Source organism: Candidatus Zixiibacteriota bacterium (assembly GCA_040752815.1).
Taxonomy (GTDB): Bacteria; Zixibacteria; MSB-5A5; order GN15; family FEB-12; genus JAGGTI01.
This window is the reverse complement of record JBFMGC010000016.1, coordinates 45,350-58,848: the sequence shown is the minus strand read 5'-3', so window position 1 is coordinate 58,848 and position 13,499 is coordinate 45,350. Positions and strand designations below refer to the sequence as shown.

Annotated in this window: 3 protein-coding genes; all 3 read right to left on the bottom strand. The window is 58.8% G+C overall.

Annotated elements, in window-relative coordinates; translation table 11 throughout:
* The coding region (locus AB1772_06120) for a hypothetical protein (GenBank protein MEW5795920.1) at nt 1-2,284 on the bottom strand (2,284 nt) is incomplete at its 3' end.
* Nucleotides 2,285-2,914: 630 nt separating this feature from the next.
* Nucleotides 2,915-7,597, bottom strand: a complete 4,683-nt coding sequence (locus tag AB1772_06115) for an Ig-like domain-containing protein (protein ID MEW5795919.1) — start codon at nt 7,595-7,597, stop codon at nt 2,915-2,917.
* Nucleotides 7,598-7,674: 77 nt separating this feature from the next.
* Nucleotides 7,675-13,473, bottom strand: a complete 5,799-nt coding sequence (locus AB1772_06110) for an Ig-like domain-containing protein (GenBank protein ID MEW5795918.1) — start codon at nt 13,471-13,473, stop codon at nt 7,675-7,677.
* Between the last annotated feature and the right edge of the window lie 26 nt (nt 13,474-13,499).

Sequence of the window (13,499 nt, the reverse complement as noted above, 5' to 3'; positions counted from 1 at the left end):
TGTTCGCGGCATCGGACTTCAGCCACATCTCACCGTCCAGCCACTGCGTCGGACCGGCCGGGGCGGTGATGCTGGCCTGGAAAGTAGCCGTGCGAATCACGCCCGCCGGCACCTGGAAGGGTGATCCGGGGGTCGGGTTGATCGAGGCCGATAGCCAGGAGGCGTTGTCGCCGACCTCGGTGACATTCATGACCACGTTACCCTCGTTCACAACCGTAATCGTAAAGTTCGTGGTCTGGCCGAGCGGTACCCACTCGGGCCATTCGATTCTCTCAGGGATGACGTCGATCTGCGAGGCCTCAATCGGCTCCACGCAGGCCAGACGAACCCACTTCTCGGAGTTTTCTGTTCCCGGTGGGTTGGTTCGCTCACTCCAGAGATACGGTCCGGGGAACTGGTCATCCATGTATTCCATGTTCAGATACCAGCCGCCGGCGTAATTGCCGCCCGGGGAAAGGTCTACCTCGGCCGCCGCCGGCCAGGTCAGATTCAGGCCCGTCTCATCAAGAGCGTAGGGCTCGATCGACGGCTTCCACTCGGAACCGCACGGGCCGTCCGCCTCGGGGTCGCCTACCAGACCGCAGTTCGGGGTGTAGGTGTTGGAGATGTTGCGAGCGGCGTCCCACAGGGTGCTGGTGGAAAGCTGTGCCACCGACATCAACAGCTCCCAGTTGGCCATGGCCAGCCGGTTGCCGGTGTAAGAGCAGTCATCAAGCACACCGGGGGCCGGCTGCTCGGCCACATCGCGCCACGGGAAGCGGTTGGCACGCTCGTGAATCTGCGACCAAACCAGGTACAACTTGCTGTCGCACTCACCCATGGTGATCCAGGCCAGGTAACCGGCGTTCGATCCGCCGAAGCCGCAGTGCAGCGTGTTCATCGAACCGGTGAGCATGTCGTCGTTCATGAAGTTGCCGTTGGCAACTTTCACAGCGTCGCCCACACCCGGAACAGCCTGGTCGTTGGTCTTCTCCCAGTGATACAGGTTCTGGTCGAAGTCCTGCCAGTTGAAGCCGTCAAAGTACGGATCAGTCGAGGTCGGCTTGCCGGTCCACCAGACGTGGAAATCACCCTCGGAGTCGTACATACAGCCGGATTCCAACCAGGCCGTGAAGTGATTCGGATGGTTGGCAATGGCGTTAGTGTAATTGGTCACGCTGTAGGCCGGCTGCCAGCTCAGGCCGCGATCAAACGACTCGCGCGCCCAAACATCCATGTCGGCGCCGTTTTCCAACAGCGCGCCGTAGTACGACGGGTTGGTGTACGTCACACCCACGCTGGTGTGTGGATACGGAGCAGCCGCCAGACAGCCCCAGGTAAACCAGACGGAGTCAAGTATCTGACCATTGGTCCAGGTTCCGGCCGACGTGCTGCCAACCTTGCGGAAGTAGATGTAGGACCCGTAACCGAGGCCATCGACGTAGTCCTGGCCGGTCAGGTCCTTGTCGTCAAGCCCGTACAACACCACGTGCACAATGGTATTGGTGCCGTCCCATTGCGTGGCGATGGTCGGCAGCCCGGCGATGGTGCCCGGATCCTGCGAGAACAACAGGGGCCGGTAGACCGTGGTGTCGATCCACGTGACGTTCAAATTGGAGCGGGGATCGTAGGTACAGTTAAACTCCGCCCCCTGGTAATATACATAGTTGTGGGTGAAGCGTACCGTGTCGGGGTTACTCAACCAATGACCGCTCCACGATCCAATAACTGCACGACCATCAAAGGTCAAGCCGAGACTGCCCTGCTGGCCGTAGCCGATCGAGTCGGTGGCCTGCAGATCGCAGCCGACTTCCTGGTCGCGCGGCCAGTTACCCGTGGGAACAACGGCGTCATAGACGTTGTAGCCCGCGACACCGAACGGCGCGCCGGGGATAGTATCCGGCCGGTCTGTGTAGCTAAAGTGTACGCTGACTTCCATGGTTTCGTCGGATTGACCATTCCACCAGCGCGCTATCTGGCGGCCCGTGCCCCAGTTCCACTGGTCATCGGCCCAGGTCAAATCGATGCTGACGCCGGGGCCGATGCCCACGTTCGTCGATGCGGCGGAACCGAGAGGACGACGCCCCAGGTTACCCACGGCGGCGATATCCTCCGGATAAAGACCGGGGCGCGTAGCCTGACGGACTTCCGGCGCGTACGGTCCCACATTGAAACCGCTGATCTTGTCCAGACGCTCGTCGTCCATACGATCAGCCTTGGTGTCCACGGCCGACCAAGCCGACATCGTCAGCATCATGGACCACAGCACGACTACGCTCAGGGCAAGTAGTGCTTTCTTCATCATGCTGCTTTTCCTTTCAAGATTTCCCGAATTGTGCCCCCGCACACAGGGTGCGGGAATTGACTTATTCATTGTGTCCGCTCGACAACATGATGGTTCGTTACGTGCCGCGCGGGCGTTACTCCTTGTCGTGAATGACCTCCTAGTGTTTTGTTCGAAGTGAACTCATTTGACGCTATCGTTGCCTCATAAGTCTAGTTTACAATAGATTTGCCGACCGCGTTCGGCCACTGGCGTCTTCAATAAAGCACTTGTCTAATGATGCGACTGAGAATACCCATCGGACATATCGTTCTTACCGCCAGTCGGTACAACCCAGGGCCACAGGTTCAAAGCTGGCGCGTTTGTTCCTTGCCGGTTCCGAGTCTTGTGTGAGGGCGGGACCTCGATGAACCTATCTCACTGTCAAATCCAGCCCTACAGGGGTAGAAAAGCTGAGGACTGTAGCACCTTATAAAAGCCCTGCACACGGCATTTGTCAAGAAATTTCACCCTGCAGTAAGCAGATCGCACGCTTCCGGCAGGCCAGCCGACTTTTGTCGATTCAGTCGCAGAAGTTGCGAATGCCGCACACAGAAAGAGCCGCGGCACACTGTCGCGGCTCTTTGAAGAGTTTGCACTCAGAGGTCGGGTTTATGGCGCCGGCTGCGGGCCGTTTCGGAACATATAGTAGATAAGATAGGAAACGTCGCCAATCGATACCGTCCCGCTGGCATCGATATCGGCAGTCTCCGGAATCGGCGGCGGCGGACCGCCCCGGAACATATATTCGACGAAGTACGCTATGTCGTTGACCGAGTATATGTTATCCGAGTCGAGGTCACCTCTGAGGAATGCTACAATACGCGGATGTGTGACCAGCGTAGCGGTTGCCAGGCCGGGATAGTCGGTCACCACGAACGTAATCTCATAGACCTGGCCGACGTCGGCCGGATCGGCAGTGAAACTATACACCCAGGTGCCATCGCCCGCACTACTCCACGATGCTCCCGGGAGCATGGGGTAAGCGGTTACCGAGATGGAGTCGTGCTCCGGATCAGACGGGGTCAGTGTGATCTGGTACAGATGGCCGGTCGGTACCAGCATGGTGTCAGGCAGGTTATAGCCGAAACTGGGCGGCTGGTTGCCGGCCTCGAGTACCGTTATCTGCACGATCGCCGTGTCCACCGCGTTGCGGTCGTCGGTGGCGATAAAGCGGATGTTGTAGACGCCCGCCTGCGTGAAGTCGGGAGCAAAGGTGAAATCGCCAATCCGGTCTACCGGCACATAGTTGAACACCGCGTTCGCCGGGACATTCTCAGCGCGACAGGCCGGAGCCGTTACCGCGTCCTCGTCAAGTACGGCCACATAGAAGGTGACACTGGAACCTTCGGAAACGTTGTACGGCCCGGGTCCACCGGGCGGTGGGAAGACCAGTTCCGGCGGCTTGTTGCGATCCAGCACGCCGATCGTGATGGTCTCGCTCTCCTGGAACACGGTCGTGTAGACCTCGTCAGTGGCCCGAAATACCACGTAATACCGCGTCGGGTTGCTGACTGGGCCGCCCTGTGACCAATCCGGTGCAAAGGTCAGGGTGCCGGTGCCGTCGCGGTTGTCCACGAATGTCATGTTAGCCGCTAGCGTGGTCAGGCCGGAGAGATGAGCCGATAGCAGCGGCGTTGTGCCGTCGGCGTCGAACCCATCGACCGTGTACCTCAGGGTATCCATCTCGTATATGTTGCCCACCGGTCCGGCTGTGAATACGAACGGCAGACGATTGGTATCGGTAACCGTAATGGTCACCAACTGCGAAGTCGTGTCGATGCCGTCAGTGGCATAGAAAATAACATCGTAGGTCCCGGCCTGATCATAGCTCGGCGTGAACGTGAGAGTGCCGGTATTGTTGGCATTGTCGGTAAACGTGGCATTGGCCGGAAGCAACGTCGCCCAGAGTGAAAGAGATTCGCCATCGAGATCGCTGGCCGACACGGTTACCGTCAATGTAGCGTTTTCAGCTACCGTCGGCGGCGTGATCGCGGCGATCAGCGGCGCGTGGTTGCCGAACTCGACGACCGTGAATGTCACGACAATCGTATCCGAGAGAGTGGTGGACTCAGTCAGCGGGCCGTCGGCCGCCACCACGTGGAAGTCGTAGATACCGGCCTGGCTGAAATCAGGCGAGAAGGTGATCGACGCAAGCCCCAGGCCGAGATCAAGGAATGAGGCGTTCGGGGGCAGAGGCGACGCGGCCACGTCGATCGACAGCAGGATAGGATCGCGGTCGGGATCTTTCGCAGTTATGCCCTGCACCAGAGTCGAACCTTCGACCACCGACGGGGCGGGGATGCTGTCGAAGTATGGTCTCTGGTTGCCGGCGTCGTAGATTTGAATAAGCACCAGCTCCTTGTCGATAGCGTAGCCGTCATAGGCGCGGAACGTTACCGACTCCAATCGCTGCTTGCCGAAGAAGTCAGGGGTGTACGTAAACACACCCGTGCCGTCACCGTTATCTATCAGGGTTGCTCCCTCGGGGGCATCAGTCATCTGCAACGCGGGAGGGGGACCGTCCGGATCGGAGGCGCTGAGATTTATCGTGAGCGTCACGCCTTCCATGACGGTCCGCGGCCCGATCGGAGCGAGCTCCGGAGGAAGGTTCTCTGTAACCACAGTGATATCAACTGTCATGGTGGTGGATAGCTGCGGCACACCCTGATCGACACCAAGGAACGTCACCTGGAGCGTGCCAACCTGCGCCAGGCTTGGGCGGAAGGCGAAGCGGCCGGTACTGTTGATGTTGTCTGTAAACGTGGCGTTTGCCGGCAGATTCAGGGCGGACAGGATCACCCGATGCGACGTGATCGGATCGGTGGAATCGACCGCCTGGACTGTGAAGACGAGGGAGTCATCGACCACCACTCCAAACGGCCCCAGCTGGGGTATGAGGGGAGGCTGGTTGATGTCTACCGTTGTTATCTCCGAGATCGCCGTAGTCGTTCTTTGAGGTGTTCCGAAATCGGTCGCCAGGAAGTTAACCGTATCGACCCCGGCACTGAAGTAATTGGAGCGATAAACCAGTCGACCTGTCCCATCGCGATTGTCCACAAATGAGTAGTTACTCAGCGTGGTGCTGACCGACAAAATCGGATATATCAAACCGCCGTCGGGATCGACCGCGCGCACTGTGACGACCAAAGAGTCACCCTCGTTAATCGTATAGTCACTCACCGGGTCAAATACCGGCGGCATGTTGCCGCTCTCGACCACGGTGATACTGACGAATTCGGAATCCGCGAGAAGACCGTCTTCAGCAATGAACAGCACCGTGTATAGTCCGGCCTGATTGAAATCAGGAACAAAGTTAAAAGTAGCGGTGCCGTTCAAATTGTCTACGAGAGTAGCATTGGTCGGCAGCGACTCGGCGCGCAGGCTGGGCGACGTACCATCGGGGTCGGTGGCCGTTACCGCAAAGTTCAGCGTGCCGCCCTCCGCAATGGTGCGAGGGCCGATCGTCGCCAGCGCGGGCGCCTGGTTGCCTGCCTCCAGAATCGTGATCGTTACGATCTCGGAGTCAACCGCGGTGGAGACTATCGGATCGGTAGCGCGGAAGGTTACGTCGTAAGTTCCAGCGTCGGTGAATCCCGGCGTCCATAAGAATGAACCGGCGCCGTTCAGGCTGTCGACAAAGATCGCCGTGCCGGGTAACGCCGAGGTCGACAACAGGGGAACACCGCCGTCCGGATCGCTCGCCGATACGCGGAACGAGAGCAGCACGTTTTCGGTGGTGCTCTGGGGACCAATTGCGGCCAGCACCGGCAATTGGTTGACCTCGGTTACGGTTATCTGCGCCACGGTGGAGCCGACACTGAGAGCCGGATCGGTTGCTGTAAACGTGATGTTGTAGATACCGGACTGGGACGCGTCCGGGGTGAAGGTAAATGTGCCGGTGTTGTCGCCGTTGTCTACAAACGATGCGTTGGCCGGCGGGTTGACCGCAGCGAGTGTCAGCGGATCAAGATCGGCATCGGTTGCCGTCACCTGGAACGCGAGCGTCTGCCCCTCGGCTACTGACTGATCGGTTATCGGATTGACCACCGGTGTCTGGTTGCCGGCCTCGATCACCGTGATCACCACAATCTCGGAATCGACCGCTGTCGGCACGACTCTGTCGATAGCATGGAAGGTAACGTTGTATACACCGGCGTTCACAAACGTGGGTGTCCAGTCAAAGGTGCCGGTGCCGTTGTTGTTGTCAACATAAGTGGCTGTGCCGGGTAACGTAGAGCTGGTCATTATTGGAAGTTGACCGTCGGCGTCTGTCGCCGAGGTCGTGAAGGTCAGGCGGACGCCCTCAGTGGTGCTTCTCGGTCCGATAGTGGTGAGCACGGGCGTGGCATTAGCCGCATAAATGTAGCCGCCTATTAGTGTATTGGACACCAGACCCGAGGCAGTATTGGTGACAGTTACATCGACTGCCGCGCCCACTGAGCCGGGCGGAGTGGTAACGGTCAACTGAAACGGAGTAACGACCGTGGCGGGCACGCTGGTCAAACCAAACAGTACAGTCGCGCCGGCCGGATCGAATCCGGAGCCGTTTACCGTGACAACCGTTCCGCCGGTGGCAGTGCCGGTGTTCGGATTGAGCGAGGTCAGTATCGGGGCATCGAGCGAAGAGGTATTGACTGTCGCAATCGCCGAATGGGGCGAGAAGTTGCCGCTCGGGTCCTGGGCAATAATAATGTATGAGTATGACTGACCGCCGCTGACGGTGTTATCAACAAAGTAGTTGCTCGCTTCGCCCGGATCAGCCAGGGAACCGGAGGGATTATCGATGCGGAAGAACGAGCCGTTGGAGCTGGCCACCCGGCGATAGACGTGGTAGGTCAGGCCGCCGACCTGGGTCCAGGTCAGAATAACGGTGGAGGTCGACGCGGTCACCCCGGCCAGTCCGATCGGCGCCACCGGCCAGGTCACCGGTGCGAGGGTGACGTTTTCCTGCTGGAAGGAGTTGTTCGGGATCGCACCCGACAACTGGAAGCCCTGCCCGTTGGCGATATTGTAGAAATGATAGTCGTACGGGTTTCCGGCCGCTTCCGTCAGGTAGTTCTGGAAATCGTCGAACCAGTTGCCGGCGTCGTAGCCGGCGCCATCGGAGCTCTCGATACGAATCTCCTCGTCGGTATTGTCCAGATAACCGACAAAGAGGATTTCGCCGTTGGCCGGGGTGGTGGCGTTGGCATTCGAGACCGTGCCAAAGATCGACCCCTGGGCCAGGCCTGAGCCCGCCAGCGCCATGACCAGCAACAGGGCCAGTCCGAGCCGATTGGTTATCCTTCGCATCCTCTTAGATAACCGCACTGCGGTACCTCCGTTTATGTGCAACTCGTTTTTTCTCATACCAACCATCCGTCATTTCGCTACTGGGGGAAAGTCCCGGCCGTCGCCGCATTCGCCTGGTATGGTTTGCCGGCCCGCACCGTGAAGTTGGTGCCGAAGCCGATGGCAAACCGGGATTGATAGCTTTGCGATGACGCCACAAAATTGTTCAGCGTGTTTAATACTCCGGGGATATTGTTAATGACATCCTGGGCCACACTGAAATCAGCGGCCCGATCAAATGGAATCGCGATGAAGTTGAAGTCGGTTGTGGCGGTGGTTACGATCGGGTAGCTGATCGAGCCCGGCGCGGGGACAGCCCCCGCCACTGTAAACACCGTCGGCTGCGCGGCGTTGACTTGATATATCCCGCCCGGCACAACCGAGAAATTGGTTCCGAAACCAGCCGCGAAACGCGACTGGAAGCTCTGCGATGTCGCCACATACCGGTTCACCGTCAGCACGTTGCCGGTGCCGATCGCCTGAATCAGTTGGTCGGCGGTGGTGATGCCGGTATTCGCAAACGGTATACAGATCAGATTATAGTCGGTCGAGGTAGTCGTGATGATTTGATAATCGTACTCGCCGACCCGGTTCGACAATGCCGAGCTGTTGCCCCAGGCATCAATCGCCTCAAGCACGTAGAAGTACTGATTCAGCGTGTCACCCACCACGTTGGCGCCGCCGATGTTGTTATCGGTGATCGTAACTGTCGGCGGCGTGGTGAAACCGATCTGATTGCCGGGACCGGGCGTGAAAAAGGCCGACGTGCCGCGATAGATGATGTATCTATCAATCGTGGTCGGGAGCCCGGTGATATCGAGAGTTACCGGCGACCAGGTGAATCGCAGCTCATCACCTACTCGCTGAATCGTAAAATCTGTAACAGCCTGGGGCGGCGCGCCGTTGACTACGAGCACGGAAACCGTGTCCGGCAGCGAGAAATCAATGCCGTCGAACACCGTCAGTTCGAAGACATAGGTATCAAGCGCAGTAGGTGTAAACGTAGGCGTGGCGCTGGTGGTGCTGGACAGCGATACGGCCACTCCGCCTACCTGGACCCAGGCGAACGTCAGAGATTCCAGGTCGGGATCGGACGAGCCGGAACCGTCAAGCTGAACCGGCTGACCGGCCGGCAGATCGAACTGATCCGGCCCGGCGTTCGCCACCGGACGCCGGTTCGTATTGGTTACCGTGATAACGACCGCCTCGCTGTCAGCGGCGATTCCGTCGGACGCCACAAACGTAACGCTGTACGGCCCGGCCTGCGTGAAGCTCGGTGTCCAGTCGAATGTACCTGTGCCGTTGCCGTTATCGGTAAAGAGTGCGCCCGATGGGAGCGGCGACGCCGTCAGTGATGGTATAGTGGCATCGGCATCGGTCGCCGATACGCTGAAGTTCAAACTGGCGTTTTCCGCCACGCTTCGCGGTCCAATCGCCGCCAGCACCGGCGCTTGATTGCCTGCGTCGATTACAGTAATCTGAACGAGTTCAGAGTCGGCCGCGATACCATCCGACGCCACAAACGTGACGGGATATACGCCCTGCTGAGCGAAGCTCGGAGTCCAGTTGAACGTGCCCGTGCCGTTGCCGTTATCCACAAACGTCGCCCCGCTCGGCAGCGGCGACGTGGACAGCAACGGTGTGGTGGCATCGGCATCGGTAGCCGAAACGGCAAAGTTCAGGTTTACATTTTCAGGTGTGCTGCGCGGGCCGATAGCTGCCAGCAACGGAGTCTGGTTGCCGGCTTCGATAACTGTGATCTGGACCAGCTCGGAGTCAGCCAGCACTCCGTCTGAAGCGACAAACGTAACCGGGTAAACGCCGGCCTGGGTGAAGCCCGGCGTCCAGTTGAACGTGCCGGTACCATTGCCATTGTCAGTAAACAGTGCACCAGAGGGAAGCGGCGACGTGGTCAGAATCGGTACAGTTGCGTCGGCATCGGTGGCCGAGACGGAGAAGTTCAGGTTGACGTTCTCGGTCGTGCTGCGCGGGCCAATGGCCGCCAGCACCGGCGTTTGATTGCCCGCGTCGATTACTGTTATCTGGACGATTTCAGAGTCGGCCGCGATACCATCCGACGCCACGAACGTGATCGGATACACCCCGGCCTGAGTGAAGCTCGGTGTCCAGTTGAACGTGCCTGAGCCGTTGCCGTTATCTATAAACGTGGCTCCGGACGGCAGAGTGCTGGTAGATAGTGCCGGGATCGTAGCATCAGCATCGGTGGCCGAGACGCTGAAGTTCAGATTAACGTTCTCAGTTGTGCTGCGCGGACCAATAGCCGCCAGTACCGGACTCTGGTTTCCGGCGTCAAAGACGGTTATCTGCACTACTTCTGAATCGGCTGCCACACCATCTGACGCCACAAAGGTAACCGGGTAGATACCGGCTTGTGTAAATGTTGGTGTCCAGCCGAACGTGCCGGTGCCGTCGCCATTGTCGACGAACAGCGCTCCGCTCGGCAGCGGGCTGGTGGTCAACGCCGGGAAAGTGCCGTCAGCATCGGTAGCGCTCACGCCAAACGTGAGCGTGACGTTCTCGGTTGTGCTGCGTGGACCGATCGCCGCCAAAATCGGCGTCTGATTGCCGGCGTCTATGACCGTAATCTGCACAAGTTCAGAGTCGGCCAGCGATCCATCCGAGGCCACAAAAGTAACAGGATAGACTCCCTGTTGCGCGAAGCCGGGCGTCCAGTTGAACGTACCGGTGCCGTTGCCGTTATTGACAAACGTCGCGCCTGTCGGCAGCGGACTGGCGGTAAGCACGGGCGTGGTGCCATCGGCATCCGCGGCTGACACGCCAAAGTTCAAGTTCACGTTCTCGGTGGTCGAGCGCGCCCCGATTGCCGCCAGCACCGGCCGCTGGTTGCCCGCCTCGATCACGGTTATCTGCACCAATTCCGAATCAGCGAGGATACCATCGGAGGCGACAAACGTGACCGGGTAAACACCCGCCTGGGTGAAGCCGGGTGTCCAGCTAAACGTACCGGTGCCGTTCCCATTATCCACGAATGTAGCGCCGGAAGGCAAAGGCGAGGTTGCCAGAACAGGAACGGTTGCATCCGGGTCGCTCGCTGTCACCGCGAAGTTGAGATTCACACCTTCTGTAGTGCTGCGCGGGCCGATTGCACTCAGCACGGGCGCCTGGTTGCCAGACTCGACGACCGTGATGGTGACAAGCTCGAAATCGGTGGCCAGAGAGTCATCGGTGGCCGTAAACGTGATATTGTAAACACCGGCCTGGGTGAAGTCAGGCGTGAAGCTGAAACTGCCGGTGCCGTTGTTGTTATCCACAAAGCTCGCGTTGGTGGGTAGCGGCGATGCAGTCAGGTCCGGGGGGTTGCCCTCGGGATCAGTGGCTGATACCGTGAAGCTGAGAGCGGTACCTTCCTGAACCAGGCGCGGCCCTATCGGCGCCAGCACCGGCGGCTGGTTGCCGGCCTCGTTGATCGTGACAAACACTAGCTCCTGGTCAGTGGCAACACCGTCACTGACCGTGAAAGTCAGGCTGACGATCCCGGACTGACGGTAGTTCGGATTGAAGTTGAACGTGCCGGTACCGTTGCCGTTATCAACAAACGTGGCGTTGAGCGGCAGCGGCGCGGCAGTCAGGGTTAGAGCGGTACTGTCGCCATCGGTGGCAGTCACCAGCACGTTCAGGTTTTGACCCTCGGTCACGAACAGCGGACCGATCGGATTCAGTATCGGGTCCTGATTGACGTTGTTAACAGTAATCGTGACGATTTCATCGTCTATTAATGAACCATCGCTCGCCGTAAACGTCACGTTGTAGGTCCCGGCCTGATAGAAGCTGGGTGCAAACGTGAAGCTGCCGGTGCCATTAAGATTATCCACAAAGCTCGCGTTCGCAGGCAGGCCCGTGGCAGTCAGCGCGGGAATTGTCAGGTCCGGGTCGCTCGACGTGACCGTGAAGTTCAACGTCGCATTCTCGTTGACAGCGCGCGGGCCGATAGGATCGAGAATCGGCGCGCGGTTCACGTTGTTGACCGTAATCGTGACGATTTCACTGTCAACCACTATGCCGTCAGAGGCCCGGAACGTCACTGTATGGAGCCCCGACTGGAAGAAGCTCGGAGTGAAGCTGAACGTACCGGTGCCGTTGAGATTATCAACGAAACTCGCATTGGCCGGAAGGGCCGACGTGGTCAGCACCGGAATAGTGGCATCGGGATCGCTCGCCGACACACCGAAGGTCAGCAGCACGTTCTCGTCGACCGAGCGCGGGCCAATCGCCGCCAGCACGGGCGCCTGATTGCCGGCCTCGTTGACCGTGATTGTCACGATCTCGAAATCGGTGGCCAGGCTGTCATCGGTGGCTGTGAACGTGATATTATAAGTACCGGCCTGGGTGAAACCCGGGTTGAACGTAAACGTGCCGGTACCGTCGAGATTGTCCACAAAGCTGGCGTTGGCAGGGAGACTTGACGTCGTGAGGCTGGGGGAAGCCTCCTCAGGATCGGAGGCTGAGACACCAAATGTCAAAAGACTACCCTCGGTCACCGACCTCGGGCCGATCGGAGCCAATACTGGACTTTGATTGCCCGCGTCGATAATAGTGATGAAAACCACTTCGGAGTCAGTGGCGACTCCGTCCGAGGCGTAGAAGGTCACGCTACGGATTCCTGACTGCAGAAAGTCAGGAGTGAAGTCGAAGTCTCCCGTGCCATCGCCATTATTTATAAATGTCGCATTGAGCGGCAATGTTGATGTGGTCAAAGTCGGAATCGTGCCGTCGGCATCAGTGGCCGACACATCGATATGCAGGTTGGTCCCCTCGGTGACACTCTTCGGGCCGATCTCCGCCAGCACCGGCGTACGATTGCCGGCATCGACAACCGTGATTACAACGATCTCGGTATCGACCAGGATGCCGTCGGTCGCCCGGAATGTAATGTTATATGTACCGGCCTGAGTGAAATCGGGCGTAAAGCTGAAGTTGCCTGTGCCGTTGCCGTTGTCGACAAAAGATGCGTTGAGCGGCAACGTTGAGGTATTTAGCGTAGGCGTGGTGCCGTCTGGGTCAGTTGCCGAGACGCCGAAGTTCAGCGAGCCCCCTTCTATAACTGAGCGGGGACCTATTGTGGCCAGGACGGGCGGCTGATTGCCGGCCTCATTGACCGTGATCGTTACGATTTCAAAATCCACCCCGCTACTGTCGTCTGTGGCGAAAAAGGTCACCTGATAGACACCGGCCTGCTGGAAATTCGGCTGGAAATTGAAACTGCCGGTGCCGTCGCCGTTGTCTATGAATGTGGCGCGACTCGGAAGGGTCGAGGTCGTCAGCGCAGGCGAAGGATCCTCGATATCAGTGGCCGAAACGGTAAATGCTAACGTGCCTCCTTCAGTCACGGAGCGGGGACCTATCGGGGCGAGCACCGGAAGCTGGTTGCCGGCTTCATTGACGGTGATTGTGACTACCTCCGAATCAACTGCCAGGACAGCGTCCCTCGCGTAAAACGTCACCGTGTAAATGCCTGACTGCAAGAAGTCAGGATTGAAATTAAACGTACCGGTGCCGTTACCGTTGTCGACAAATGTTGCGTTCGACGGCGGCGTGCCGGCGGTCAGAACCGGGATCTCACCGTCAGCATCGGTCGCCGATACGGTGAAGTTCAGGTTGGCGCCCTCCGTGACAGAGCGCGGCCCGATATTCGCCAGAACCGGGGCATCGTTAATGCCCGTCACCGTAAATGTAGCCGAATCCGAATCCGCTGCGAGCCCCGGATCAGTCGCCGTAAAGGTGATCGTCTCCGAACCGTTCCAATCAGAGTTCGGAGTGGTTATCGTGGCCACCCGAGCAACTATCGATACCGTCAACTGCGTGTTACCACTGTACGTCCACA

What these genes read in the sequence shown, in the direction of transcription:
- AB1772_06115 (MEW5795919.1), bottom strand. Translation starts at nt 7,597, where the DNA reads ATGCGAAGGATAACCAATCGGCTCGGACTGGCCCTGTTGCTGGTCATG.